The organism is Aeromonas sp. R1-2 (genome assembly GCF_040908505.1).
In the GTDB taxonomy this organism is placed as follows: Bacteria; Pseudomonadota; Gammaproteobacteria; order Enterobacterales; family Aeromonadaceae; genus Aeromonas; species Aeromonas veronii.
Genome location: NZ_JBFODU010000022.1, coordinates 1 through 26,601, shown reverse-complemented (window position 1 = coordinate 26,601; position 26,601 = coordinate 1). Strand labels below are relative to the sequence as shown.

Sequence of the window (26,601 nt, the reverse complement as noted above, 5' to 3'; positions counted from 1 at the left end):
CGATCCCACCAAGGAGAGGACGGAGCAAATGCGCTTTACCAATGAAAACGGCGAAGTCATGAACCTGGCTGACAATCTCACCCTGCACGAGTTGCTCGATATGGGTGTCAGCATCTCGGTCAGTGAAGAGACCGATCCGGATCAGCAGATCTGGCTGGCGGAGCCGGATCAGGAGAACTGAGTCATCATTCGGCATCAAGCCCACCGCTGAGCGGTGGGCTTTTTTGTGGCTGTTTTTCCCCTCAGCGGAATGATCCGCTGGCCATTCCCCGACTTCCTTCCCTTTTGTCTCATGGTCGCTACGGCAAGTCATTGAATGTTAATAGCCGGTTGAAATGTATGACTGTTCTGGTCAGATAAAGCCGTGGACAAGCGTTATGAAGCGGGTTAAGTTGGTTTTTCACCCTATTTTCGGGTGAATGACGGAAAAATCCTTTTTTTCTACTGTCGACGGGGCTGAATTGGACCGATCTGCATTCAGATAACAACAAGAAACGGATCGGGCCGTGCCGGGAAGCACGGCATCGTCGGCGGGATTCGCTAAACGGAGCAAAGCCTGGAGGGCTTTATCATGGAGATGTTATCAGGCGCCCAGATGGTGGTTAGAGCGCTGGAAGATCAGGGAGTTGAGCACGTCTTCGGCTACCCTGGTGGCTCAGTGCTCGACATCTATGACGCTCTCTTCGAAAACGGCAAGATGGAGCATGTCTTGGTGCGGCACGAGCAAGCCGCGGTTCACATGGCTGACGGTTACGCCCGTTCCACCGGCAAGGTGGGGACTGTGCTGGTAACGTCAGGCCCGGGAGCGACCAACTGCATTACCGGTATTGCCACCGCCTATATGGATTCCATTCCGCTGGTGATCCTCTCCGGCCAGGTGCCGACCAGCATGATCGGTGAGGATGCGTTCCAGGAGACCGACATGATCGGTATCTCCCGCCCGGTGGTGAAGCACAGCTTCCTGTGCAAGAAGGCGAGCGATATTCCCGAGGCCATCAAGAAGGCCTACTACATTGCCGCCAGCGGCCGCCCGGGGCCGGTGGTGGTGGATCTGCCCAAAGATGTGCAGAACCCGAAAGAAAAATTCCCCTACCAGTATCCCGAGACAGTCTCCCTGCGCTCCTACAACCCGACCAAGTCTGGCCATAAAGGGCAGATCAAGCGGGCAGCCAAGCTGCTGGTGGATGCCCAGCGCCCGGTGATGTACGTGGGCGGCGGCGCCATCAACGCCAATGCGGACCATCTGGTGACCAAGCTGGCGGAGCTGCTGAATCTGCCGGTGACCACCACCCTGATGGGGCTGGGGGCCTTCTCCGGTGTCCATCCGCAATTTATCGGCATGCTGGGGATGCACGGCACCTTCGAAGCCAACAAAACCATGCACAACGCGGATCTCATCTTCGCCGTCGGTGCCCGCTTCGATGACCGCGTCACCAACAACGTGGCCAAGTTCTGCCCCAATGCGACCGTGGTTCATATCGATATCGACCCCACCTCCATCTCCAAAACGGTGCAGGCCCATGTGCCCATCGTCGGCTCGGTGGAAACCGTGTTGGAGCAGATGCTGGAAGTGATCCGCGAGTGTGGCTTCGATAACGACAAGGAGGCGCTGGCGGACTGGTGGAGCCAGATCAACCAGTGGCGCTCCCGTCACTGTCTGGCCTACGAAAAGTCGGCCACCCAGATCAAGCCGCAACAGGTTATCGAGACTCTCTACAAGGTGACTCAGGGTCAGGCATTCGTTGCCTCCGACGTGGGCCAGCACCAGATGTTTGCTGCCCTCTACTACCCGTTTGCCAAACCGCGCCAGTGGATCAACTCAGGGGGCCTCGGCACCATGGGCTTTGGTATTCCGGCCGCCATGGGGGCCCAGTTTGCCAACCCGGATGCGGTGGTCTGCTGCGTCACCGGTGACGGCTCGGTGCAGATGAACATTCAGGAGCTCTCGACCTGCATGCAGTACGGGGTGCCCATCAAGATCATCTCCATCAACAACCGTGCGCTGGGCATGGTCAAGCAGTGGCAGAAGATGTTCTACGGCGGCCGTCACAGCCACTCCTACATGGAGTCCCTGCCGGACTTCGTCAAACTGGCGGAAGCCTACGGCCACGTCGGCATCGCGGTGAGCGATCCGGCGGAGCTGGAGAGCGCCATGGAGAAAGCCTTCGCCATGAAGGATCGGCTGGTGTTCATGGATATCTCGGTCGACCCGGATGAGCACGTCTATCCGATGCAGATCAAGTTTGGTGCCATGGATGAGATGTGGCTGAGCAAGACGGAGAGAACCTGATGAGACATATAATTTCCGTTCTGCTGGAGAACGAATCCGGCGCCCTGAGCCGCGTGGTGGGCCTCTTTTCCCAGCGCGGCTACAACATCGAGACCCTGACGGTGGCGCCCACCGAGGATCCCACCCTGTCGCGCATGACTATCGTCACCATGGGTGACGAGCGGGTACTGGAGCAGATCCAGAAGCAGCTGCACAAGCTGGTGGATGTGCTCAAGGTGTGCGACCTGAGTGAAGGGGAGCATATCGAGCGGGAGATCGCGCTGGTCAAGGCGCGCGCCGCCGGTGGGGCCCGTGACGAGCTGAAACGGCTGGCGGATATCTTCCGTGGCCAGATCGTCGATGTCACCCCGGAGCAGTACACGGTTCAGCTGGTGGGTACCAGCGAGAAGCTGGATGCCTTTATCAAGACTGCGGCCCAGACCAACGAGATCATCGAAGTGGTGCGCTCCGGCGTCTGCGGTATCTCCCGGGCGGACAAGGCGCTGCGGCCCTGATGGCTGGCGGGACAGCTGATGACACGTCAGCTGCCGCAGAGTGAAAGAAAAGAGGGCTCTGCGGAGCCCTCTTTGTTTGGTTTTTCTTTACGAGGGGAGGGGGAATGTTCGGTATTCATGATCTTGCACTGTTTATGGTCTCGGGGTTGCTGCTCAATATCATGCCGGGGCCCGACTCTCTGCTGGTCATGCTGCGCAGTGGCTCGCAAGGGTGGCGTGCCGGTTCGGTCGCGGCCCTTGGCATCGGCACCGGTGTCATGGTGCATGTGCTGGCGGCGGCCCTCGGTCTGTCGGCTCTGCTCAGCGCGTCGGCCGAGTTGTTTGCCCTTATCAAGCTGGCCGGTGCCATTTACCTCATCTATCTGGGGTTCTCTCTGCTGCGCCAGCAAACGACGGGTGCAATGGAGAGAGGGGCTACTTTACCCGCCCTCTCCTATGGCCAGATTTACCGGCAAGGGGTGCTGACCAATGTGCTCAACCCCAAGGTCGCACTCTTTTTCCTCGCCTTCGTGCCCCAGTTCATCGCTCCGGATGCCCCCGACAAGGCGCTCGCCTTTATCCTGCTCGGCTGCATCTTCAATCTGGGCGGCATCATCTGGTGTCACCTGCTGGTCTTTACCACCGTCTATGCCAGCCACAAGGTACGGTTGTCGCAGCGCCTCGGTCGCTGGCTCAACCGGGGCATTGGCACCCTGTTTGTCGGACTCGGGATCAAGCTCGCCAGCGACTAGCTCGCCGCTTTCTGACCTGGGGCAGATTATCGTGTGCCGCGCTGTGGTATGGTCGGCGGTTAGCTGCGGGGCCAGCCCCGCTCTCTCTTTTTCAGGCCAGCCCCACTGGCCGCAGCAGCGAGATCCCTTGCCCAGATGAACATCGCCCGGCTCAAGAACTTTACCGAGATAGTGAAGAATAACTTCAACATCTCGGCGACGGCGGAGAAGCTCTACACCTCCCAGCCCACCCTCAGCAAGCAGATGAAGATGCTGGAAGATGAGCTGGGACTCTCCCTCTTTACTCGCAAGGGGAAGAGTCTGGTCGGCTTGACCAGCGCAGGCGAGCAGGTGATGGAGTTGGCCAAGGGGGTAGTGGCGCAGGTGGAGCAGATCAACCAGCTCTCGCTCGGGGAGCAACTGGCCACCAGCGGGGGGCTGCGTATCGCCACTACCCACACCCAGGCGCGCTACAAGCTGCCAGCGGTGATCACCGAGTTCAGCCGTCGTTATCCCGATGTGGCGATCCAGCTTCATCAGGGGGCACCTGCCCAACTGGCCCAGATGGTGCAAAGCGGCGATGTGGATATGGCGATCGCCACCGAGTCCATGTATCTGTTCGACGAGCTGGCCGCCGTCCCCTGTTATCGTTGGGGGCGCAGTGTGGTGGTGCCCCACGGTCATCCACTGATCGACTGCCAGCCGTTGTCGATGGCCGATCTGGCCCGCTATCCCCTCATCACCTATGTGTTCGGCTTTACCGGCCGCTCCAAGATGGACAAGGCCTTCAGCCGTCACGGCCTCTCGCCGAAAACCGTGCTGACCGCCACCGACACCGACGTGATCAAGCACTACGTCCGGCTCGGCATGGGGGTCGGGGTGATTGCAAGCGTAGCCTTTGACGAGGGGGATAGGGAGGCTCTGGTGAGCCTCAACATCGACCACCTGATCGCCTCGAGTGCCACCCACATCTGCCTGCGCAAACATGCCCATTTGCGTGACTACATGTACGACTTTATCCACCTCTACGCCCCCCATATCAGCCGGGAGACGGTGCAGCTGCACCTTATCAACCAGCCGCCCGCTGCCAATATGGCGGAGTTGCCGTGGCTCTAACCGCGGGTTGTTTGTCGTACACAGAGCAAAAATACAGAGACAAAAAAAGAGAGGCCTTGGCCTCTCTTCTGGTTTTATCGGTATGCGGGATTAAGCGCTGCGGGTCGCCAGATTGATAAAGATCTGGGCTCCGACCAGCAGGCAGTCGTCATCGAGGTAGTAGGGATTCGCATGCAGGTAGTTGCAGATCCCTTTGGCCTGACAGCCGCTGCCGAGGAAGAACATGGCCCCCTTGCGGCCACGGCAGGCGTTAACCATGTAGCTGAAATCTTCGCTGCCGGTCATCGGCTGCCCCTGAGCGTTGATCCCCTCGGAGGGCAATACATCGGCGGCCGCTTGCAGCAGACGGGCGTAGGCATCGGCGTGGTTTTCGACAGCCGGATACCCGGCATAGACCATCTTGGTCTTGAAGCCGCGCAGTTTGCTCTGGGCCACGATCTCCTTGAAGCTGTTCTTCAGGATCTGGTCGGTCTCGGCATCCATGGCACGGATGGTGCCGCGCGCCTGCACATGGTCGGCGATGGCGTTGGGGATGGTGCCGCCGTTGATCATGCCGCAGCCGAATACCGCCGGGCTGAACGGGCTGGTGCGCTTGGCGACGATGTAGTCCATATCCTCGATGATCCGCACCGCTTCGCGGATGGCATCCAGCCCCTTGTGGGGGGTCGAGCCGTGGGCGGAGATACCGTGCACATCCAGCGTCCAGGCAGAGCCCCAGGAGGACATGACACCGTGGTTGAACTTGATGGTGCCGGTCTCCATGGTGCCGTCGTTATGGAGGGCATAGACCTCGTCCACCCCCTTCATGCAGCCCAGCTCCACCATCTTCTCGGCGCCCGGTACCCGCATGTCCTCTTCCGCCATCTGGAAGATAAAGCGGACGTTGTACTGCAGGCGATCGCGGTTGGCGGCCAGAAACTTGGCTGCGGTCAGAGCGATCGCCATATGGGAGTCGTGACCGCAGTTGTGAGCCATTCCCTCATGGGTTGACTTGAACGCAACGTCGCTCATGTCGTGCATCTCGAGGCCATCCATGTCGGCCCGGAAGGCGATGGTCGGCAGCACAGGATCAACCACCAGATCGCCGTGAAAACCGGTGAAGCCCGGGTAGTCGGTGAGGCGGTAGCCAAAGCCTGCCATCAGCTCGCGGCAGTAGGCCGAGGTCTTGAACTCGACGCCGGAGGCCTCCGGAATGGTGTGCAGATGGTGGCGCACTTCCTGACTGAAGTCGCGCAGGGCCAGCAGGGCCGGTTCAATGTGAATGTTGTTCATCAGATGATCCCTTGAATGGAGAAGCCGAGTTGGGCCACCAGCGAGGCGCCGAAGAAGCAGCAGGTGGAGACGATCATGAAGATCAGAATGACTTTCCAGGACATCTTCTTCAGCTCTTCCAGCTGACCGCCCACCGAGAGACCGGCAAAGGCCAGCAGCGGTACGCAGCAGGAGAGGAAGGAGATCTTGGCGACGGCGTCGATAAAGAGGCCGCGTACCGGGGTCTCCGGCAGGCAGATCAGAATGCCGATGATGGTGGCATAGGCAAATGCCGGCAGGGATGAGGGCAGGTAGCGCTTGGCAATCAGCGAAGCGAACACCACCAGTGACATGGCGATGAAGCTGTCACCCATCAGCCAGAGCGGGGTGCCGGTGGTCAGGGTCTGGGTGAACATGGCCAGCAGGATCGCCAGAAAGACAAACCGCATATCCATTACGATGCTTTTCATGCTTTCTCTCCTTTGGCAGTCAGGGCATAGATTTTTTCAGCGAGCGGCAGACCCAGATAGGTGAGGGACAGCGCCCCTAGGGCAGACGAGAGCAGGTTCGAGGCAGCTGCGATACTCAGCACCTGCTGGGCCAGCGCCTCATCGAGACCGTTGATCAGGGCGCCGGAGGCGGCACTCAGCATGGAGCCAGAGCCCACACCAGAGCCTGCAGCCAGCGCCAGCGGGTGTAGACCGGTGAGCGGGGCGATACTGCCCAGCACGCTGAACCAGAGGGTGCCGATGACGGAGCCGCACAGGTAGATAGCCAGCACGCCGATGTACTCCTGGGAGCCGGTGCCGAACTTGCCCTGAATCACCGCGACCGACGGCTCACGGCTGATGGAGGAGCAGGCCCCGATGGCGCGACGGCCAAAGCCGAACTTCACTGCCAGTGGAATGGCGATCAGGATTGGCAGCAGGTTGCCGATCTCCTGCAGGAACAACGGCACGCCGACGCTCAGGATCATCTTCAGGTTGGGGATGATCATCCCCGCGTACTGGGTACCTAGGATCAGCAGGCTGAAGCCCACCATCTTGCCGCAGAAACCCTCTTCTTTTTCGGTGAAGAGCTGTTTCCAGCCGGGGATGCGATCCTTGACCGGTTTGGCGGAGACAATCATGCCGATGATGACGGCAAAGAGCATCGGCAGGATCGGGATGATGGCGATGCCGATCTTGATCTCCTGTTTGCCTATCAGGTACTGGGCCACAAAGATCAGCATGGCGGTTGCCAATATGCTGACCGTGACCGTCTTGAGGGGGCTGGTTTGCTGCATAGTTTTTTCTCTTGTTATTCCCATGTGTGGCCATCGTCAGGATTGTCCAGACCGATGATGGGGGCATGATAGGGAGGGTCGCGGGGGAGGAATGTGACCTTCATCAAGCTGGCCATATGGCATTTTTTCATGGGGTATGCCCTTTAACCCTATGGATACCAAGGGTTAAATGCCGTTAACAGAACGTCAGCATTGGCAGGACAAGATAAGCAAACAGGAGGGAAATGGTGACACCGCCCCGCAGGGCGGTGACGCGTATCAGGCTGGCGTTTTGAGGCGGGCACTGCGCAGCAGCAGGGGCAGTTGGTAGAGCACCAGGGCGCCGAGCACCAGTCCGGCTCCGGCCAGTTTGGCGCCGCCGAGGGGTTCGTTGTAGAAGAGGGTGCTCAGGAGCAGAGTCCAGACCGGTTCCAGCAGCATCATCAGGGCGGCGTGGGCGGTAGTCATCTTGCTCAATGCGTGGGTGAGCAGCCAGTAGCGCAATGTGGTGGCGATCAAGACGCTCGCTGCAAACCAGCCCCAGATGCCGTGGCTGACTCCAGCCTCTGGCCACTGCTCGGTCAGCAGGGAGAGCAGGGTGCCGAGCAGGCCGGTCATCGCCAGCTGGATACAGGTGAGCCAGGTAGGGGCAATGGATTGGGCGAAGTGGCGATGGACGGCAAGCTGGATGCCGAGAGTGGTGGCCGCCGCCAGAAACCAGAACAGCGAGAGTGACACGCCCCAGTGGGTACTGCTGGAGAGCAGCAGCAAACCGGCGATGGCGATGGGTAGGGTGAGCCAGTAGTGGCGGCCGGGTTTGGCCTGAAAGGCTCCCCAGGCGGCCAGCGGGGCCATCAGGGTCGCGACGCTCATGATAAAGGCGCCGCTGCCCAGCGCATCGCTCTGGCTGATGGCGGTGACCCACAGCAACAGGCTGGCGCCGAGCAATGTGCCGCAGCCGGCGGCGCGCAGCAGTTGGGCGCGAGTCGGCGGTGGCTCGCGCAACCAGGCCAAGGGCAGCAAAAGCAGCGCCGCCAGCAGAAAGCGGCTGCCGATAAAGGCGGCAGGGGGCAGTTCGCGGATCGCCTCTTTCGAGAAGAGCCAGCCGGCAGCGGCCAGCAGGGTGACCAGTACCATCAGCAGCAGGGGAGTGCGGTTCATCGGGGTCGTCATGGTGAAATGGAGGGGAGAGCATAAAGGAAAGGCGCCAGGTATTGCTACCTGGCGCCTTTCGCATCTGCCTTGAACCGCCGTCGCGGCTCGCGGCCAGCAATCAGTTCATGCCGTAACGCTTGAGCTTCTTGCGCAGGGTGCCACGGTTGATACCCATCATCACGGCAGCGCGAGTCTGGTTACCACGGGTGTACTGCATGATCACGTCCAGCATCGGCGCTTCGACTTCGGAGAGAACCATATCGTACAGATCAATCACTTCCTGACCGTTCAACTGGGCCAGGTAGTTACGCAGGGCCTGTTGCACAGAGTCACGCAGGGGGCGCTGGGTCGGCTCGGCAGCGTGATTGTGAGTAGTTGTTACCAATGCATCAGAAGTCAGGGTTTGTTCGAACATATTCGGTCGGCTCTTTAGTTATCTTGTTAACCTAATCCATCGAAATACGCTTCGAGTGCCTCAAGTTGCGCGTCTGCGCAATCCAGGGCATTGAAGTGCTTACGGAATTCTCGGCCCGTCTCTTCTTCATCCAGATACCAGCCCACGTGTTTACGGGCTATGCGCGCTCCCAGATATGCACCATAAAACCGGTGCAGGTTGGTTACATGCTCGTTCATCAGGGTGCGGACCTCTTCCCTCTCGGGAGGCGGCAGCTTGGTGCCCGTCTCAAGAAAATGACGGATTTCCCGGAAAATCCAGGGTCGTCCTTGCGCAGCTCGGCCGATCATCACGGCGTCAACACCGGTATAGTCGAGGACATACCGGGCTTTCTCCGGGCTGTTGATGTCACCATTGGCGACAACAGGAATCGATACGGCCTGCTTAATCGCCCTGATCGTGTCGTACTCCGCTTCGCCCTTGTAGAGGCAGGCTCGGGTACGACCATGCACGGCGAGGGCCGCGATACCGCAATCTTCGGCGATTCGGGCGATCTCCACGCCATTGCGGTTATCCGGATCCCATCCTGTGCGGATCTTCAAGGTGACAGGTACCTCCACTGCATCCACCACGGCCCGGCAAATTGCTTTGACCTGATCGGGGGCACGCAGCAGGGCGGAACCTGCCAACTTCTTATTCACTTTTTTTGCCGGACATCCCATGTTGATGTCGACGATCTGTGCGCCCTGCTCCACGTTGTAGCGGGCAGCAAACGCCATCATCTCGGGGTCGGCTCCGGCAATCTGGACCGATCGCAATCCGCCTTCTGCAGAGTGATCCATCCTCATCCGGGTTTTCTGGGTATCCCAGACATCCGGGTTGGCCAGCAGCATCTCGGAAACGGCCATGCCAGCCCCCAATCGCAAACAAAGTTCACGGAATGGTCGGTCAGTTACACCGGCCATGGGAGCCACAATCAAGGGAGTTTCAAGCGTGTGGGGACCTATCTGCATTCCACGGTTACCATCGGCTTAGGGCGGCGTATATTACGCATTTTTTAGGCAGGAGAAAAGGTTAGTATTTGAGCGTCAGCCATTTTTTTCTGAAAAAAACGTCGCGCCAAGGCTTGCAAATTCTGGAGTTATTGAAAAACGGCCAGATTGCCGGAGAGTGAGCGCTGTACCATTCGGGTCGGACGCCTGCATAATTGTCAGTCCACTTGCAGGCCCGCTTTGCGTTATGATAGCTGGCTTAAATCGAGCAAATGCTCCAAACATTTATGCAACAAAAGCGGATTGGGGATCTATGACGTCAAGGTTCATTAAATCACTCTGGCCGTGTCTGATGGGGGCCGTGCTGGGGTCGGCGCAGGCGCAAACCATCAGTTTTGGCGAAGCCTGGACCCGGGTCATCCAGCAGGATGAAGGGCTGGCTGCCGAGCAGGCTGGGGTCGATCGGGCCAAACAGCTGCGTGAGGCGGCCAAGGACATGTATCTGCCCAAAGTGGATCTGGGGGCCAGCTATACCCATCTTGATCAGCCGATTGAACTCGACATGATGGATCTCAACCCCATCGCCAACCATCCGGAGATGCTCAAGGCGCTGCAGCAGCTCCTGGGCGGCTTGCCGATCCCGCATCTTACCCCCAATGACTTCGTTACCCCCCTGACCAAACAGAATGTGGTGAGCAGCTCGGTCAAGATGCTCTGGCCGTTGTTTGCCGGTGGTCGCATCGATGCGGCGCAGGATATCCGCCAGGCGCAGGTGAGCGAGGCGCAGCAGTTGCTGGTGCTCAAGCAGCAATCCACCTTCGAGAGCCTCTCCCAGACCTATTTCGGCGTGGTGCTGGCTGCTCAGGTGGTGCAGACCAAACAGGAGATCGAAGAGGGGCTCGCCCACCATCTGGATCACGCCAAGAAGCTCGAAGTGCAGGGCCAGATCGCCAGGGTGGAGCGTCTCTCCGCCCAGTCGGCCTATGACAGAGCGCGCATCGATACCCAGAAGGCGCGCCGCAGCCTCGAGATCGCCGAGCTGGCCCTTGGCCGCATGCTGAAGTTGCCAAATGCCCAGCCGGGCAGCGGCCTGTTCGTCAACAAGGAGCTGCCGCGCCTCGAGGGGTTGGTGAGCCAGACCCTGGAGGTGCACCCCGGTCTCAAGCTGCTCACTGCCAAGAAGGAGCAGGCCAAGGGGCTGATCCGGGTCGAGCAGGGCAAATATGCCCCTGAGGTGTTCCTGTTCGGCAACTACAACCTCTATGAAGATGATTCGCTCGCCTCCAAGACCGCGCCGGACTGGCTGGTGGGGGTGGGGGTCAGCATGCCGCTGGTGAGCCGTGATGGCCGCTCCGAGACGGTGCAGGCCGCCAAGAGTGCCGAGTTGCAGGTCAATCTGCTGCAAGCCAAGACCCGTCAGGATCTGGAGTTGCTGGTCGAGAAGACCTGGCGCGAAGCGGCGCAGGGGCTGGAGGAGTATCAATCCCTCTCTTCCACCCAGGCGTTGGCAGAGGAGAACGTGCTGCTGCGGGACAAGGCCTTCGGGCAGGGGCTCTCTACTTCCCTCGATGTGGTGGATGCCCAAAACCAGCTGGCGGGGGTGAAGACTCAGCGCGCGGCGGCGGCCTATCAATATGTAGTGTCGCTGGCCCGCCTGCTGGCGCTCTCCGGCCAGATGAACAGTTTCAATCAATATCAGCATGGTCAGGTGATCGAGGTGAACTCATGATCCCGGTCCTGTCTGTTCCTTTTTCTATCTCTGTTTCGACCGCCAAGGGTCGCCCGTTTGTCGAGGTGAAGTGATGAGCCATCCCCCCATCAAAAAGAAGATGAGCCAGGGTAAACCGCTGTTGTTGCCGCTGGTGCTGGTGATCCTGGTGGTCTGGCTCGGCTGGCGCTTCTGGCTCGCCTATCAACCCGAGCCGGTGCATCTGCAAGGGCAGATTGAGGCACAGCAGTATTCGGTCTCCTCCAAGGTGCCGGGTCGCATCGACGAGGTGCTGGTGAAAAAGGGCGATCAGCTGGCCAAGGATCAGCTGGTCTTTACCCTGGCGAGCCCCGAGATCGAAGCCAAGCTGAGCCAGGCCAAGGCCGGTGAGGCCGCTGCGGGCGCCATGGCGCAAGAGGCCGAGAAAGGGGCCCGAGCCCAGCAGATCGCCGCTGCCAAGGATCAGTGGCAAAAAGCCAAGGCTGCCGCCCAGCTGCGTGGCAAGACCTATGAGCGGGTGGCCAGTCTGCACCGCGATGGCGTAATGCCGCTGCAAAAACGCGACGAGGCGTGGACGGCCTGGCAAGCTGCACGCTACAGCGAAGGGATGGCGTGGCAACAGTACCAGATGGCGTTGGAAGGGGCGCGGGAAGAGACCAAGATCGCCGCTCGCGAGAAGGCCAAGATGGCGGCGGGTTCTGTTGCCGAGGTTGAGGCCTATCTGGCCGATACCCGCATCACCAGCCCCCACAATGGTGAAGTGAGTCAGGTGCTGCTGCGCAGCGGCGAGCTGGCGCCACAAGGTTTCCCGGTGGTGACCCTGCTTGATATGAGTGATGCCTGGGCCCAGTTCCACGTTCGCGAGGATCTGCTGCCCCGCTTCCCGGTCGGTACCGAGTTTGATGCCCGCATCCCGGGTCTTGGCGATCAGATGGTGCGCTTCAAGGTGACCCATGTGGCCGTGATGGGGGATTTTGCCACCTGGCGCGCCACCGATACCCGCCAGGGCTTCGATATGAAGAGCTTCCAGGTGGAGGCTCGCCCGCTGCAACCGGTTGAGGGGCTGCGGGTTGGCATGAGTGTGCTGGTTGAACTCTGATGGGACGTGAATTTCGGCTGCTGTGGCAGGATCCCTTCAGTCGTGCCCTGATGAGCTGGGTGCCGCTGCTGCTGATGGGGATCCTCTGCTGGATCTTCTCGGCAGGGCTGGCCCGCGACCTCAAGGTGGGGCTGGTGGATCTCGACCACAGCATGCTCTCGCGTCAGCTCGCCTTTTCGCTGGATGGCTCGGCCGGGCTCAAGGTGGCGCAACAGTTTGACTCCATCGATGCCGGTGCCCACGCCCTGCGCGGCGGCGACATTTATGCGCTGGTGGTGATCCCCAACCATCTGGAGCGGGATGCCCGTCAGGGCACCCAGCCGCAGGTGACGGTGTTCAACAACGGCCAGTTCATTCTCATCGCCAAGCTGGTCAACTCGGCGCTGGCGCAGGTGGTAGGCACTCTTAACGGTCAGGTGGGTGTGCTGGAGGCGATGGCCGATGGCAAGGCGCTGCCCGGTGCGCTCGGGCAGTCGGTGCCCATCAGCAGTCAGGTGACGGCGCTCTATAACCTCAACTCCAGCTACGCCCAATTTCTGTTGAGCGCCATTCTGCCTGCTGTGTGGCAGATCCTGGTGGTGCTGTTCGGCCTCAATGCGCTGGCCCGTACCGATCGGCTGGGGCTGGACTGGACCACTCGCGGTGTCTGGTTTGGTCTCTGGCGCACCCTGCTGCCCCACGTGCTGGTTGGCTGGGGCTGGGGGATTGTCTGGACGCTGCTGCTGTTCAAGGGCTTCTCCTACCCCATGCACGGCAACTGGCTGGTATTGCTGGTGGGGCTGGGACTCGCCTCGGCCGCCTGCGTCACCATGGGGGCCTTCTTTTACGGCATCATTCGGGATCCGGCCCGCGCCCTGTCGCTGGCGGGGGCTTACACGGCGCCCGGTTTTGCCTTTATGGGGGTCACCTTTCCGGTGAGCGCCATGGGGGATTTCGCCCGCTTCTGGCGCAGTCTGTTGCCGGTCTCTCACTATGTGGAGCTGCAAATTGGCCAGAGCAACTACGGTCTGCCCCTCGCATCGGCGCTGCCGCAACTGGGGGCGCTGCTGCTGTTCCTGCTCCCCCTGCTGCTGGTGGTACGTCGTTACAAGCAGCAGGCCGAGCTGGCCCGTCAATCAGCCGTAGTGGCCGTTGCCGAAAAGGAGCCTGAGTGATGCTGGGATTTGTCGATCTGTTGCGCCTAGAGCTGCGCGCCCTGCTGGCGGATCGCGCCATCATGCTCACCCTGTTTGGCGGGGTGATCTTCTACTCGTTTCTCTATCCCCAGCCCTATCTGCATCAGCTGCCGCGGGAAGAGGCGGTGGTGGTGGTCAACGACGATGGCAGTCAGCTGTCGCGTCAGCTGGAGTTTATGGCCGATGCCACGCCGCAGGTAAAGCTGGTGGCGCGAGCCAATTCGCTGGCCGAGGCGCGTCAGTTGATGATGGCCGGGGAGGCGAGCGGCATCCTGCATATCCCCAACCACTTCTATCGGGATCTGATGCTGGGCAAGAGCGTCACCCTGAGCTATGCCGGTGATGCCTCCTACTTTCTGATCTACGGCACCATTGCCGAAGGGCTGGCGCAGGCCGGTGGCACTCTCGCCGCGCAGGTGAAGGTGGCGCGGCTGTTGAGCCACGGCGAGGCACTGCCACAAGCAGCCATGGGCTGGAATGCGGTGGCCCTCAACGTGGTGCCGGTGTTCAACCCCACCATGGGCTATGTGAATTACGTGGTGCCGGCGGTGTTCGTGCTGATCCTCCATCAGGTGTTGCTGATGGGGGCGGGGATCCTGGGGGCGACCCAGAACCAGCGCAGTTGCCGCGGCGAGCATGGTTACTGGCAAAGCGCGCCGGTGTTGCCGCTGCTGCTGGCCAGAACCCTGGTGCTGGCGGGGTTGTTCCTGCTGCCGGTGAGCTACTTCCTCGGCTTCTGCTTCGATCACTACAATATCGCTCGTCATGCCGACCCGGTGCAGCTTTGGCTGTTTACCCTGCCGTTCCTGCTGGCGACCTGCTGGTTCGGGATTGTGCTGGGCGCGATATTTACCCGGCGGGATCTGCCCACTCAGGTGGTACTCATATCCTCCCTGCCGCTGGTCTTTCTGGCGGGCTTTATCTGGCCGCTTGAGCTGATCCCGACGCCTCTCAACTGGCTGGCTCAGTGGGTGCCCACTATCCCCGCCATCGAAGGTTTTCTGCGCCTCAACCAGATGGGGGCAGACTTCGCGCAGGTCTCCCGCTACTGGTGGCAGCTGTGGGGACTGGCGCTGCTCTACGGCGCGCTGGCCTGCCTGCTGCTGCGTTGGCGGCAGCAGTCGCTGCCGGTTGCTCGCCCGTCAGTCGTGCAGGGTGAAACAACCGCCGGTTAAGCGGGATAGGGCAAGCGCCCGTGAGATGGCGTGTGCGGTAAAGCGAAAACAGTCAGCCCTTGGGCTGACCGTTTTGTTATGTGGTGGGGTTAAGCGGTTTTACTGCTGCTTTAGCCACGCTGGAGTTCGGGATCCCCGATGGCGTAGATCTGTCCCACCGCTGTCTCATCCGCCAGCAGGCGCAGCCCTTGGGCGGCCACATCGGCGCGGCGTACCAGTCCGTGCACCTCCTTGTTCTGACTTAGCTCGGCGCGGCCGGTGGCATCGCCATCCTGCAGGCCCGCCGGGCGCAGAATGGTCCATGCGAGGACGCTGGTCTGCAGCCAGCTCTCCGCCAGACTCTTGAGACGTACCTCGTGACCGAAGGCGGCGCGTGCCCGCTCCGGCAGATATTGCCAGCTGTCGCCGCAGCCGAGGGAGGTGACCAGCAGCAGCCGTTTCAGGCCTGCCTGCTCCATGGCATCGATTACATGGCGGTTGCCCTGATAGTCCACCGGCGCGGCTTGACGGAAGCTGCCGAGGGTAGAGACGACTTGTGCATCTTGCCCCGCCAGAACACATGCCTGCTGCACCGCAGCCGGATCAAGCGCATCCCCTTCGATCACCTCGACTCCCAGCTCCCCCAGTTCCGTGGCCATCTCGGGGCTGCGTACCAGCGCAACGACCCGGTGACCCTGGCTCAGGGCGTGATGAGTAAAGGCGCGGCCCAGCCCGCGGCTGGCTCCGAAAATCAGTGTGGTTGGCATAGCTGAGTTCCCTTAGCAAAAGGGGCTAGCCTAGTGGCTTGTTCGCCTGCTGTAAATGAGAGTTGTTTCTATTTGTGAGGCAGCAAGGAGGAGAAGGTGCGAGCCGTCAGCGACTCGCACTCTTTGAGAGGCATCAGCCGTTGTAGTTGCCGATGCTGGGGCGACGGCTTGGGCCGCTCAGGTGGATATCCACCGGATTGAACGCCTTGATCGCCTCATAGCTGAAATCACCGATCGCCTGATGCAGGGTCTGAGGCGTGTGGTTGGTGATGATGATGACGCTCTTTGACAGGTTGCGACGACGGCGCAGCAGGTGGCCGAGGAAGCTGGACTGGCTCTCCGCCATTTTGGCGCGGTTGGCCGATACCTCATCGATGATCAGCAGATCCACCTCTTCCAGCGCGCGGCGGTACTGGTTGCGCTCGTCCTGATCGGGGATCACGTTGAAGAACAGCCGATCGACGATGGAGGCCCACTGCTGGAAGATCACCGATTTCTGGTGACGGGCGATCAGCTCATGCGCTACCGCCCCCGCCAGGGTCGACTTGCCGGTGCCGTAGTCGCCGTAGATCAGCATGCAGCCGCCACCGCTCTTCTCCCAGTGCTCGAAACCGCTGATAAAGTAACGGGCGGTCTCGATGGGATATTGCAGCGCCGGATCTGTGGCATCCATTTTGTCAAATACCCAGTCAGGGTTGAGGTCGGCCTGGGCGATCAGCTTCTGGATCCGCTCCTGACGGGCTGCCTTCTGCAACTCGCGCACCTCGGCGTTGGCCTTGGCGTCATACTCCTTGCGCAGGGTCTCGTAGTCATATTGGCCGCCGCCGGTCTCTTGCTGCAGGCGACGAATGCGCTCCAGCAGGCCACCCACATGGCGGCTCAATTCCGGGTCGTGAATACGGTGATCCTGCTTGGCCTTGGCGATCTTCTGGCGCTTGGCTTCGATCTCTTCCAGCTCCTGGCGCAGGGGATCTTGCGGGTCAGTCATGGAATGCTCCTTCTGCTCGATCAGGGATGGGTAGACAGGGGATTGATTCTGCCTGCAGGCGGGGGCCGCTATCAATCATTATCCGGCTCCTGCTGCGCTGCGGGTTCTTGCGTCTGCTGTTGGGTCAGTCGCTTGGCCTCTTCAATCATCTGTTGGGCCCGTTTGCTGGGGCCCGACTCTGCCGGTGCCGGCGTCACCTGCTGGTAGCCCTGCACCTCCATCGGTTTGCGACGGGTATAGCGGCGGGTCTTGAGGGCGCGAATGAACTTGAGCATCCATTGATGCTGGGAGTCGAACACCTCGGGGCGCCCCAGCCAGTAGGCGATAAACTCCCCCAGATCTTCTTCGCTATAGCTGGCATCGATCACCCCGCACAGACGGGCGAGGGCGGGCAGCTCCTCGTCCGGTCGCCATTGCAGATGCATCTGGAAGGGGCGCTCCGGCAGCGGGCTGCGCAATTTCTGGGTCAGCAGCGGCAACTGGAACGGGCACTGATGGTAGTGCTCACTCTCGGGCTGAGCCTCGACTTGCAGCAGGCCCGCCTCCATCAGTTCATCGAACAGCTCGGTGAGCTGGCGGGCATTGACCTGAAACGAAAAGCCGCAGGGATCTCCCGGATCGACCACTGCCAGCGCCCGGCCCAGCTCGGGATAGTTGAGCCGGGCCGCCTGATTTTCCAGCACCAGTCGGCGCAGCTGCAGGGTATAGAGACTGCGAGCCGGATGGGACAATCTTGGGTGGGCAAGGGCGCTGTATTCGGCTGGGGTCATGGTCTTCTTCACGAGCTGGAGTGGGGGGCATTATCCCTTATGGCGCCAACTTGCACAATTCGGATGGGGTTGCGACATAACGAGGAGATACGGCACTGCTATGTGGTTGTTAATAGAGCTATCTGTATTTCAGAATCTGACCAAGGTCTATTTTTGACACATCGTTTCCGCGGATACCGGACTTTTGAACTAGTCTTAATACCTAAATAACCAATTGACTAATAAGAGCTTTATCAAGATGTTAAGAGCCGGGCTACGGATCCTGATGGTGGAGGACGAAGCTGTTTTTCGCCACTCGTTAGTGAGTTACCTCGCACGGGACGGGGCAACGGTGTTTCAGGCCGAAGATGGTATTGAGGGGCTATCGGCGGCGGCCCTTTACCATCCCGATGTGGTGCTCTGCGATCTCAATATGCCCAATATGGATGGCCACGAGGTGATCGCCTGCCTCTCTGCACGCTATCCCCATATCCCGGTGATCGTTATTTCGGCCCAGAGCACCATGGAGGCGGTCGCCAGCGCCTTGCGTGCCGGTGCGCGGGACTATCTGCTCAAACCCCTCGAGGATTATGCGCTGGTCGAGCGCAGTATCGAACAGTGTCTCAACGGCAGCGCCAACCGGGCGCAGCAGCTGGAGCTGATGGATCACATCGACTATTTCAGTGTCCACGACAAGGCAGCCAGCCGTCTGCTGGCGGGGCTCAAGCCGCCGGGCTTGCAGGAGTGGGGCCCCTGGCAGGTCACGTTCAAGGGGCTGGGGCAGCTGTTTATTCCCGATACCTTCAAGGTGGAAGACAAACTGCTGGTGCTGGTGATGGAGCTGCCGATCATGGGGACGGATGCGGCATTTTGTGGTGCGCTGGTGCGATCCTTGATGAATGTCCCCTACCGACAGTTTCAGCAGAACGAGAGCCGGTTGCTGAGCCAGCCGCACCGGTTGCTCGACTACCTCAACCATCAGTTGATGGCGTCCGGGCTTCGCCACTCTTTTGCCATGGCGGCGCTGCTGTTTGATCAGCATGATGGGCTGGTGTTTGCCAACGCAGGGCTCACTTCTCCCCATTGGCTGATGCGCTCCGGTGGCTTGCCCCTTGGCCTGATGCGCAGTAGCCACTACGCCCTGCACAAACGTAGCTGGCATGAACCGTTCGCCCTGCAGTTTCGCAGCGACAGCGGCGGCTCGCTGGATGTGCAGGTTCGTCATCACTGATGCCGCCTGATAAACAGGCTAAAACAAACAGGGCGCCGATGGGCGCCCTGTTTGTTGTTTGCAATCCTGACCGTTTAGACTGTGGCGGAATGCAGTTTTTTCTCTTGAGCTTGCGGCTCTTTGGCCGGGCCTTCGGCACCGTGCATCCAGTAAACCAGGCGGTTGGCCATGGTCAGCAGGATCAGGGCGCTCAGTATCGCAGCCAGTGCGATGCCACCGAAGATGGCGATCGGACCGGCTTCACCTACGAAGGAGCCGATAAAGCCCGCAGCGTAGTTGGCCAGGGCAACGAAGCCAAACCAGGCACCCATCATCAGGGAGGCCAGACGCAGCGGAGCCAGCTTGGTCACCATGGAGAGGCCGATCGGGGAGAGGCAGAGCTCGCCCAGGGTGTGGAACAGGTAAGCACCTACCAGCCAGAACATGGAGGTCTTGACGGTGTTGTCACCACCCTGCTGCAGCACGGCACCGACCATGAACAGGAAGCCGATAGCCAGGAACAGCAGACCCATGGCGAATTTCACCGGAGAGTTCGGCTCTTTCTTGCCGAGCTTGATCCAGATGGCCGCAACGACCGGTGCTAGGGTGATAATGAAGAAGGGGTTCAGGGACTGGAACCAGGCGGTCGGCACTTCGAAGCTACCGATCATGCGGTCGGTATACTCCTGGGTGTAGAGGTTCATCAGACCACCGGCCTGTTCGAAACCAGCCCAGAAGATGATGGTGAACAGACCCAGTACCAGGATAACCTTGATGCGATCCACTTCCTGCTTGGTCAGCGGTGCTTTCTGCTCGGTAGTACGCAGGGCTGCTGCGCGCTGGGCAGCAGTGACACGACCGATGTCACCCAGGAAACGCTGGGCCATGGTGGCCTGGATCACCAGAGAGAGCAGCATACCGATACCGGCGCCGACGAAGGCTGCTTGCCAGCCGTAGGCCGTAGCGGCAGCACCACAGATCACGCCTGCCAGCAGGGAACCCAGGTTGATACCCATGTAGAAGATGGTGAAAGCACCATCACGGCGGTGATCGCCCTCTTCATAGAGGTCACCCACCATGGTGGAGATGTTCGGTTTGAACAGGCCGTTACCCACGATCAGCAACGCGAGGCCCGCGTAGAACATGGTGTTGACCATATCAGGGAACATGGCGTGGGGCAGTGCCAGAGTGAACTGACCTGCGGCCATCAGCACGGCACCGATCAGGATGGCGCGACGTTGACCCAGGAAGGTGTCAGCCAGCCAGCCGCCGATCAGCGGAGTGATATAAACCAGACCGGTATAGATACCGTAGAGTTTGAGGGCATCTGCCTGACTCCAGCCCAGACCGCCGTTGGCAGTCAGGTCGGTCAGATAGAGCACCAGTACGGCACGCATGCCGTAATAGGAGAATCTCTCCCACAGTTCGGTACTAAAGAGCAAAAAAAGCCCTTTAGGGTGACCTAAAAAGGTCCCTTTTGACGGGTTATTCATTGGAACTTCCACCTGTGTCTTATATTTTTTTGAGTTTTTTATGCAAGGGCGAGAAACACGCCTCAATCCTTATAGAGCATGTGTGAATAAATTACAACATTATGATTTGCTGAGATTTTATTTACTCTTGATTGATTTTTTGTTGCAAAAATGAAAAAGGAGCATCATTTGATGCCCCTTAAATACGTCTATAAAAAACAGATTTATCAGCGATTACAACTGCTTGACGAACTGCTTCAGCCAACCGATAAATTCACCATTCAGTTCGTGATGGCGCACGGCATATTCCACATTGGCTTTCATGTAGCCCAGCTTGCTGCCGCAATCGTGGCTCTTGCCCTTCATGAAGTAGGCGTTGACCTGCTCCTGCTCCATCAGCATGGCGATGGCATCGGTCAGCTGGATCTCGTCACCGGCACCGGCCGGGGTCTTCTCCAGCAGCGGCCAGATATTGGAGGAGAGGACGTAACGACCCACCACCGCCAGATTGGAGGGGGCTTCGTCACGGGGCGGCTTCTCGACAATGGCCTGCATCGGCAGGGACATCCCCTCGCTCAGGGCCTCGCCCTTGATGTCGGCGATGCCGTACTTGTCCACTTCGCTCTCCGGAACCGCTTCCACCATGATCTGGCTGATCTGGTTCTCTTCGAACATGTGCACCATCTCGGCCAGGTTGTCTTTTTTCGGGTCGCTGGCTACTTCATCAATCAGTACATCCGGCAGCAGCACGGCAAACGGGTTGTCACCGATCAGCGGGCGTGCGCAGAGCACCGCGTGGCCCAGACCTTTGGCCTCGCCCTGGCGGACGTGCATGATGGTGACGTCTTTCGGGCAGATCTGTTGCACCTCTTCCAGCAGCTGACGCTTGACCCGCTTCTCTAGGGTCGCTTCCAGTTCGAAACTCTTGTCGAAGTGGTTTTCGATGGAGTTCTTGCTCGAGTGGGTGACCAGCACGATCTCTTTGATACCGGCGGCGATGGCTTCGCGCACTACGTACTGGATCAGCGGTTTGTCGACCACCGGCAGCATCTCTTTCGGGATGGCCTTGGTGGCTGGCAGCATACGGGTACCCAGACCGGCTACCGGGAGCACGGCCTTGCGAACTGTCAGAGGAGTCTTTTTCATGGAAAACTATCCAGCGGGATTAAAGTGCGGCCATGATACTCCAAGAAAAATGGGGCAGCCACAGGCTACCCCATTCGTATATGCAGAGCTCGGACGTTATTTGACGATGATCATGTCACGGTTGGCTTCCAGCGTGGCCGGACCAATGCCATTGACATCTGCCAGCTGATCGACCGAGGTGAACTTTCCCTGTTTTTCCCGATAGTCGACGATGGCTTGTGCCTTCTTGTCGCCAATCCCTTTCAGGCTGGTGAGTTCGGCAAGGGTGGCCGTATTGATATTCAGCTTGCCGGACTCCTTGGCGACCTCGGCTGTGGTTGTTTGCTTGGGTGCTGCCTTATCTGCGGCCAGCACGGGTTGGCTGAACAGGGGCAAGCAGGCTAACAGCATGATTGCAGAGAGCTTCTTCATCAGCATTTCCATTCCTCCATGATGTGGATATTGCCGAGTGGCACATTGATGAATAGCGTATCGAACGGGTCTTTTTCACTGCTATTTCTAACAGGTCAAATTCTCATGCCGATGGTGGCGGATTTGCTATAAGCGCTTAGCCATGAATGCCGCCGTATAGCCAACCTTATGATCTGGAATGTATTTCAGATGCATCTTTGATTTGACGAGCAGACCTCCCCGAGATGCTCTGCTCAAACTGTTGTGGAGGTGCCGGATGGCATTATTCTGCGCAACAAGGTGCGGATGGCATGTTTCACTGGTCTTCAAAGAGAGAATCAATAAAAAAGGCTGCTCACCTGGGGTGAGCAGCCTTTGTGATCGGTTTTTTCAGACAGGCACTGATTAGGCTTGTTCGTCAGCCTGGGCAGCCTGGATACCGGTCAGGGCGATGGTGTAGACGATGTCGTCAACCAGGGCGCCACGGGAGAGGTCGTTGACCGGCTTGCGCATGCCTTGCAGCATCGGGCCGATGGAGACCAGGTCAGCGGAACGCTGTACCGCCTTGTAGGTGGTGTTACCGGTGTTCAGGTCAGGGAAGACGAACACAGTAGCTTTACCGGCAACCGGTGAGTTCGGTGCCTTGGACTTGGCCACGTTCTCCATGATGGCCGCGTCGTACTGCAGCGGGCCGTCGATGATGAGATCGGGGCGCTTGGCCTTGGCCAGCTCGGTCGCTTCACGCACTTTCTCTACATCGGCACCGGCGCCAGAGGTACCGGTAGAGTAGGAGATCATGGCTACGCGCGGCTCAATGCCGAACGCGGCAGCAGAGTCGGCGGACTGGATGGCGATTTCGGCCAGCTGCTCGGCAGTCGGATCCGGGTTGATCGCGCAGTCACCGTAGACCAGCACCTGGTCAGGCAGCAGCATGAAGAAGATGGAGGAGATCAGGGAAGAGCCCGGAGCGGTCTTGATGATCTGCATCGGCGGACGGATGGTGTTGGCAGTGGTGTGCACCGCGCCGGATACCAGGCCGTCAACTTCATTGCGCTCCAGCATCATGGTACCCAGTACCACGTTGTCTTCCAGCTGCTCGCGGGCAACCACTTCGGTCATGCCCTTGTTCTTGCGCAGCTCGACCAGACGCGGCACATAGCGCTCGCGAACAACGGCCGGATCGATGATCTCGACGCGATCGGTCAGTACCACACCCTGCTGTTCGGCAACGCGACGGATCTCTTCCGGGTTACCCAGCAGTACCGGACGGGCAATGCCACGCTCGGCACAGATGGCGGCAGCCTTGATGGTGCGTGGCTCGTCGCCTTCCGGCAGCACGACACGCTTGTTGGCCTGACGCGCCAGCTCGGTCAGTTGATAACGGAATGCCGGCGGGCTCAGGCGACGGGAACGGGTAGAGCTGACGGTCAGCGACTCGATCCAGTGTTTGTCGATGTGGCCAGCCACATAGTCCTGCACCAGCTCGATACGCTCGCGGTCATCTTCCGGAATATCGACGTTGAAGTTCTGCAGGCTGACGGCGGTCTGCCAGGTGTTGGTGCCGGTCATCATGATCGGCAGGCCGGTGGCCATCGCCTGTTGGCACAGCGCCATGACTTGCGGCTCCGGATGATAGTTACCGGTCAGCAGCAGGGCGCCCAGCTTGACGCCGTTCATGGCGGAGAGGCAGGCAGAGACGATGACGTCAGAGCGGTCGCCGGAGGTCACCAGCAGGCTGCCCGGACGGAAGTGCTCGACCATGTTGTGGATGGAGCGGGCACAGAAGGTCACGGTCTGTAGACGGCGGCTGTCCAGCTCACCCTTGTGCAGGATCTTGGCAGCCAGATGCTTGGCGAGATCCTTGGCGCGCGGGGCGATCAGCTGGGTGTTCCAGGGGATGCAACCCAGGATGCGCAGCGGGCTCTTGCCGAATACCTGCAGCACTTCCAGGTTGTGGGCCGCGTCAGAAGCGTGGTGATGGGCTTCGAACATCTCGGTCAGGTCAGGGCGGGTTACGCCATGCTCGTCAACCGGCGCGCCCACCTTGTTGATCACGCAGCCAACGATGCGGGGGTTGTTGACACCACCGAAGTTGGAGCAGGCCAGTTCGATGCGCTCTTTCAGTTTCTGGCTGGAGTCATGGCCCGGGTGGGTCACGAATACCATGTCAGCGTCCAGCGCCTTGGCAACGTCGTAGTTCAGCTTGTTGGCAAAGGGCTGCTTGTCGGTCGGCACCATACCTTCGACAACCAGCACTTCGGCACCACTGGATTTTACGTGCTCTTCGAAGCGGGCAACGATCTCTTCCAGCAGGATGTCGGTGTTGCTTGAGCTGATCATGTTCTCGGCGTAGGAGAGGGTGAACGGCTCGGGCGGGTTGATGTTGGCAGCAGCGCGGATAACGGCGGTTGAGCGCTCGGCACCGGTTTCACCCGGACGCGGCTGGGCAACCGGTTTGAAGAAGCTGACATTGACACCGTGACGCTCCATGGCGCGAACAACGCCCAGACTCACGGAAGTTACGCCGACACCAGTGCCGACCGGGATAAGCATAATAGTGCGTGCCACTTTATACCCCTTGTTCATTTTTTGGGATCAGGAAAAGGCCGCCCTGTGGGCGGCCTCGAGTTACTGCGTCAATTAAGCGCCGACCAGTTCCAGCGCGTCGTGGGCGATAACCCACTCTTCGTTGGTCGGGATAACCAGGGCCTTGGTAGATCCAGCCTTGGTGATCTCGCCACCCTTGCCGAAACGAGCCTTCAGGTTGGCGTCGTGATCAACGTCAAAGCCCAGCAGACCCAGCTTGTTCAGGGTGATTTCACGGATCGGGGCAGAGTTTTCACCGATACCACCGGTGAAAACAACGGCGTCCAGACGACCGTCCATGGCGGCAGCGTAGGCGCCGATGTACTTGGCCAGGCGATAGCAGTAAACGTCCATAGCACGCTTGGCTTCTTCTTTGCTGTCGTAGTTGTCTTCAACGAAACGGCAGTCGGAGGTCACTTCGGTCAGACCCTGCAGGCCGGACTCTTTGGTCAGCATGGTGTTGATATCGGCAACGCTCATGCCCAGCTTGTCGTGCAGGAAGAAGATGATGGCCGGATCCAGATCACCGGAACGGGTACCCATCACCAGACCTTCCAGCGGAGTCAGGCCCATTGAGGTATCAACGGATTTGCCGTTCTTGATGGCGCAGACGGAACCGCCGTTGCCCAGGTGGCAGTTGATGATGTTCAGCTCTTCAACCGGCTTGTTCAGCTGCTTGGCAGCTTCCAGGCTGATGTAGTAGTGGCTGGTGCCGTGAGCGCCGTAGCGACGGATGCCGTTCTCTTTGTAGAGCTTGTACGGCAGGGCGTACAGGAAGGCTTCTTCCGGCATGGTCTGGTGGAACGCGGTATCGAATACGGCCACGTTCTTGTCAGCCAGCGCCGGGAATACGCGGCGAGCTTCACGGATACCGATCAGGTGAGCCGGGTTGTGCAGCGGTGCGTACGGAACAGCAGCTTCGATGCCGGCGATCACGTCTTCGCAGATGACAACGGAAGAGGTGAAGCGCTCGCCACCGTGAACAACACGGTGACCGATGGCGATCAGGTTCTTGGACAGTTCCGGATTGAGCGGCAGGATCTTGTTGACGATGAAGTCCAGCGCTTCCTGGTGAGCGGCACCCGCGCCCATATCGGCACTGCCTTTCTCGCCATTCAGTTTCCACTTGATGCGGGCGTCGTCGAGGTTGAAGCACTCGGCCAGGCCGGACAGCAGGTCATCACCGGTGGTTGCGTCAATGACGGCAAACTTCAGGGAAGAGCTGCCACAGTTAAGAACAAGAACCAGCTTACTCATGAATAAATCCTATCGCAGATTGGGTTGTGTAGGCGGATGCGTTGGACGCGGTGCGGCCAAAAACTTTCAACTTATCCTTATGAGGGTTGGCAATCTGTTGCTTGCCCCTTGTATAGTGATACAAGACCCGAAATCCAGACGTCCCTGACAGGTCAATAGCAAGAAGCTTTTGACGCAAAAATGGGCGTACAAAGGATAACCCGATTGTTGAAAAATAACAAAGTCATCCTCAACCTTTGTTACTTTGCATCAAATTTTGTCGAGGTTTTGCCGTTAGTACGTTCAAAAAGCGCTCGGAGGTAGTATGAGCATGAACATTTTTGGAACTAAGTTACAGCAAGGCCGCCATTATATGACGCTTTGGCCGCGCCGTCCCGAGCTCAATTCGATGTTTCCTGAAAATCGGGTGATCAAGGCGACCGAGTTCGCCCTCAAGGTGATCCCCGCGCTGGCGGTGTTGAGCGTGATGCTGCAGTTCCAGTTTGGCGAGCTGCACTACTGGCCCTCCGTCATCACTTCCGTGCTGTTTCTGCTCAGTTTGCCGCTGCAAGGTTACTACTGGCTCGGCCAGCGTGCCGACACCCGCTTGCCGCCGTCGCTGGCGAGCTGGTATCGGGAGATCAACGGCAAGATGAACGAGCAGGGTGGCCGTCGTCAGCTGGTGTCTCAGCCGCGCTATGAAGAGCTGGCCGATACCCTCAAGGCTGCGTTTCAGCAGCTCGATAAATCCTTTCTCTACGAATAACCCGTTTCAGATGCAAAAAGGCGCCAGTGGCGCCTTTTTTGTTGCGGTTGTCCCGTCCTGAATATGGTTTACACCTTTCCCCCAATAAATGGAGAACCCGATGGGACAAGATGTGAAACGGACACAGCGCGATTACTCGCTGACTTTTAAACTGGCACTGGTCGAGCAGATTGAAAAAGGCGAGCTCACCTACAAACAGGCTCAGGTGCGTTATGGCATTCAGGGCCGCTCCACTGTTCTGGTATGGTTGCGTAAACATGGTCGGCAAGATTGGAGCAAGGGGGCTTCTGTGCGTGCCGGCAGGAGCATCACCATGCCTGACCCCGACAACCAGACGCCCGAACAGCGTATCAAGGAACTCGAGCAACAGCTGGCGCTGATGAGTCAGAAAGCACAGTTCTTTGAGGCCGTCGTCGATGTACTGAAGAATGACTACGGCGTCTCCATCGTAAAAAAGCGACCCGGCAAGTCCTCTCGCAGCGGCAAGTC

The 26,601-nt window shown here is 59.4% G+C and carries 25 protein-coding genes and 1 pseudogene; 12 read left to right on the top strand and 14 right to left on the bottom strand.

What is annotated here, in order from left to right:
* The first annotated feature begins 28 nt into the window (after positions 1–28).
* The 5 genes from AB5Y76_RS08800 (at position 29) to AB5Y76_RS08780 (ending at position 4,610) form a co-directional block, all read left to right on the top strand.
* Positions 29–181 (top strand): hypothetical protein, encoded by a 153-nt coding sequence (locus AB5Y76_RS08800; protein WP_005339147.1) that lies wholly within the window; start codon positions 29–31, stop codon positions 179–181.
* A gap of 390 nt (positions 182–571) precedes the next feature.
* On the top strand, positions 572–2,290 hold the full coding sequence (locus AB5Y76_RS08795) for an acetolactate synthase 3 large subunit (RefSeq protein WP_043823044.1): 1,719 nt from the start codon (positions 572–574) through the stop codon (positions 2,288–2,290).
* On the top strand, positions 2,290–2,784 hold the full coding sequence (gene ilvN, locus AB5Y76_RS08790) for an acetolactate synthase small subunit (protein WP_005311605.1): 495 nt from the start codon (positions 2,290–2,292) through the stop codon (positions 2,782–2,784). The genes AB5Y76_RS08795 and ilvN overlap by 1 nt, the downstream gene beginning before the upstream one ends.
* Positions 2,785–2,888: 104 nt before the next feature.
* On the top strand, positions 2,889–3,515 hold the full coding sequence (locus AB5Y76_RS08785; protein WP_263718347.1) for a LysE family translocator: 627 nt from the start codon (positions 2,889–2,891) through the stop codon (positions 3,513–3,515).
* Positions 3,516–3,650: 135 nt separating this feature from the next.
* Positions 3,651–4,610 carry a LysR substrate-binding domain-containing protein gene (locus AB5Y76_RS08780; protein WP_204419595.1) on the top strand — a complete coding sequence of 320 codons (960 nt, stop codon included), beginning with the start codon at positions 3,651–3,653 and terminating at the stop codon, positions 4,608–4,610.
* A gap of 90 nt (positions 4,611–4,700) precedes the next feature.
* On the opposite strand, the gene AB5Y76_RS08775 is transcribed toward AB5Y76_RS08780, so the two are convergent.
* From AB5Y76_RS08775 to dusB, 6 genes are all read right to left on the bottom strand, one after another.
* Positions 4,701–5,882, bottom strand: coding sequence for a M20 family metallopeptidase (locus AB5Y76_RS08775; protein ID WP_368177711.1), 1,182 nt, complete (start codon positions 5,880–5,882; stop codon positions 4,701–4,703).
* The gene (locus AB5Y76_RS08770) at positions 5,882–6,331 is read right to left on the bottom strand and encodes a hypothetical protein (RefSeq protein WP_033114935.1); all 450 of its coding nucleotides are present in this window, start codon (positions 6,329–6,331) and stop codon (positions 5,882–5,884) included. Before AB5Y76_RS08770 ends, AB5Y76_RS08775 begins: the two co-directional genes overlap by 1 nt.
* Positions 6,328–7,146 (bottom strand): DUF3100 domain-containing protein, encoded by an 819-nt coding sequence (locus tag AB5Y76_RS08765; protein ID WP_005339140.1) that lies wholly within the window; start codon positions 7,144–7,146, stop codon positions 6,328–6,330. Before AB5Y76_RS08765 ends, AB5Y76_RS08770 begins: the two co-directional genes overlap by 4 nt.
* A gap of 258 nt (positions 7,147–7,404) precedes the next feature.
* The gene (locus AB5Y76_RS08760; protein ID WP_069526611.1) at positions 7,405–8,286 is read right to left on the bottom strand and encodes a DMT family transporter; all 882 of its coding nucleotides are present in this window, start codon (positions 8,284–8,286) and stop codon (positions 7,405–7,407) included.
* 112 nt (positions 8,287–8,398) lie between these two features.
* Entirely contained in the window at positions 8,399–8,695 is a 297-nt protein-coding gene (gene fis / locus AB5Y76_RS08755; protein WP_005309538.1) for a DNA-binding transcriptional regulator Fis, read from the bottom strand.
* 26 nt (positions 8,696–8,721) lie between these two features.
* The gene (gene dusB, locus AB5Y76_RS08750) at positions 8,722–9,687 is read right to left on the bottom strand and encodes a tRNA dihydrouridine synthase DusB (RefSeq protein WP_019445016.1); all 966 of its coding nucleotides are present in this window, start codon (positions 9,685–9,687) and stop codon (positions 8,722–8,724) included.
* A gap of 292 nt (positions 9,688–9,979) precedes the next feature.
* On the opposite strand from dusB, the gene AB5Y76_RS08745 reads away from it, so the two are divergent.
* From AB5Y76_RS08745 to AB5Y76_RS08730, 4 genes are all read left to right on the top strand, one after another.
* Complete coding sequence (locus AB5Y76_RS08745; protein WP_236372487.1) at positions 9,980–11,395, top strand: TolC family protein; 1,416 nt, start codon at positions 9,980–9,982, stop codon at positions 11,393–11,395.
* A gap of 73 nt (positions 11,396–11,468) precedes the next feature.
* The gene (locus AB5Y76_RS08740) at positions 11,469–12,473 is read left to right on the top strand and encodes an HlyD family secretion protein (protein WP_263718349.1); all 1,005 of its coding nucleotides are present in this window, start codon (positions 11,469–11,471) and stop codon (positions 12,471–12,473) included.
* Positions 12,473–13,627 (top strand): ABC transporter permease, encoded by a 1,155-nt coding sequence (locus AB5Y76_RS08735; RefSeq protein WP_263718350.1) that lies wholly within the window; start codon positions 12,473–12,475, stop codon positions 13,625–13,627. Before AB5Y76_RS08740 ends, AB5Y76_RS08735 begins: the two co-directional genes overlap by 1 nt.
* On the top strand, positions 13,627–14,823 hold the full coding sequence (locus tag AB5Y76_RS08730) for an ABC transporter permease (protein WP_263718351.1): 1,197 nt from the start codon (positions 13,627–13,629) through the stop codon (positions 14,821–14,823). The genes AB5Y76_RS08735 and AB5Y76_RS08730 overlap by 1 nt, the downstream gene beginning before the upstream one ends.
* 110 nt (positions 14,824–14,933) lie before the next feature.
* On the opposite strand, the gene AB5Y76_RS08725 is transcribed toward AB5Y76_RS08730, so the two are convergent.
* From AB5Y76_RS08725 to AB5Y76_RS08715, 3 genes are all read right to left on the bottom strand, one after another.
* Positions 14,934–15,569: an NAD(P)-dependent oxidoreductase gene (locus AB5Y76_RS08725; RefSeq protein ID WP_263718352.1), complete on the bottom strand. Its 636-nt coding sequence runs from the start codon at positions 15,567–15,569 to the stop codon at positions 14,934–14,936.
* 133 nt (positions 15,570–15,702) lie between these two features.
* Complete coding sequence (locus tag AB5Y76_RS08720; RefSeq protein ID WP_019445022.1) at positions 15,703–16,557, bottom strand: DnaA/Hda family protein; 855 nt, start codon at positions 16,555–16,557, stop codon at positions 15,703–15,705.
* A gap of 71 nt (positions 16,558–16,628) precedes the next feature.
* Positions 16,629–17,327 (bottom strand): DnaT-like ssDNA-binding domain-containing protein, encoded by a 699-nt coding sequence (locus AB5Y76_RS08715; protein ID WP_263718353.1) that lies wholly within the window; start codon positions 17,325–17,327, stop codon positions 16,629–16,631.
* Positions 17,328–17,565: 238 nt separating this feature from the next.
* Here AB5Y76_RS08715 and AB5Y76_RS08710 point away from each other — a divergent pair, with 238 nt between their 5' ends.
* Positions 17,566–18,537 (top strand): response regulator, encoded by a 972-nt coding sequence (locus tag AB5Y76_RS08710; RefSeq protein WP_263718354.1) that lies wholly within the window; start codon positions 17,566–17,568, stop codon positions 18,535–18,537.
* A gap of 74 nt (positions 18,538–18,611) precedes the next feature.
* Here the strand turns inward: AB5Y76_RS08710 and AB5Y76_RS08705 are convergent, their stop codons facing one another.
* The 5 genes from AB5Y76_RS08705 to AB5Y76_RS08685 all read right to left on the bottom strand — a co-directional run bounded on the left by AB5Y76_RS08705 (position 18,612) and on the right by AB5Y76_RS08685 (position 25,367).
* On the bottom strand, positions 18,612–20,009 hold the full coding sequence (locus AB5Y76_RS08705) for a peptide MFS transporter (protein WP_005339123.1): 1,398 nt from the start codon (positions 20,007–20,009) through the stop codon (positions 18,612–18,614).
* A 213-nt stretch (positions 20,010–20,222) separates the two neighbouring features.
* Positions 20,223–21,134, bottom strand: coding sequence for a UTP--glucose-1-phosphate uridylyltransferase GalU (gene galU / locus AB5Y76_RS08700; protein ID WP_167570525.1), 912 nt, complete (start codon positions 21,132–21,134; stop codon positions 20,223–20,225).
* A 96-nt stretch (positions 21,135–21,230) separates the two neighbouring features.
* Positions 21,231–21,551 (bottom strand): ComEA family DNA-binding protein, encoded by a 321-nt coding sequence (locus tag AB5Y76_RS08695; protein WP_076495364.1) that lies wholly within the window; start codon positions 21,549–21,551, stop codon positions 21,231–21,233.
* Positions 21,552–21,929: 378 nt separating this feature from the next.
* The gene (gene pta / locus AB5Y76_RS08690) at positions 21,930–24,110 is read right to left on the bottom strand and encodes a phosphate acetyltransferase (protein ID WP_005339119.1); all 2,181 of its coding nucleotides are present in this window, start codon (positions 24,108–24,110) and stop codon (positions 21,930–21,932) included.
* Positions 24,111–24,164: 54 nt separating this feature from the next.
* A complete protein-coding gene (locus tag AB5Y76_RS08685) occupies positions 24,165–25,367 on the bottom strand; it encodes an acetate kinase (RefSeq protein ID WP_263718355.1) in 1,203 nt (400 codons plus the stop codon).
* Between the two features lie 304 nt (positions 25,368–25,671).
* Between AB5Y76_RS08685 and yfbV the strand changes: the two genes are divergently transcribed.
* Together yfbV and AB5Y76_RS08675 are read left to right on the top strand one after the other, a co-directional pair.
* Positions 25,672–26,112: a terminus macrodomain insulation protein YfbV gene (gene yfbV, locus AB5Y76_RS08680; RefSeq protein ID WP_005339116.1), complete on the top strand. Its 441-nt coding sequence runs from the start codon at positions 25,672–25,674 to the stop codon at positions 26,110–26,112.
* A gap of 100 nt (positions 26,113–26,212) precedes the next feature.
* Positions 26,213–26,601: pseudogene (locus AB5Y76_RS08675) on the top strand (IS3 family transposase); the annotation flags it as partial.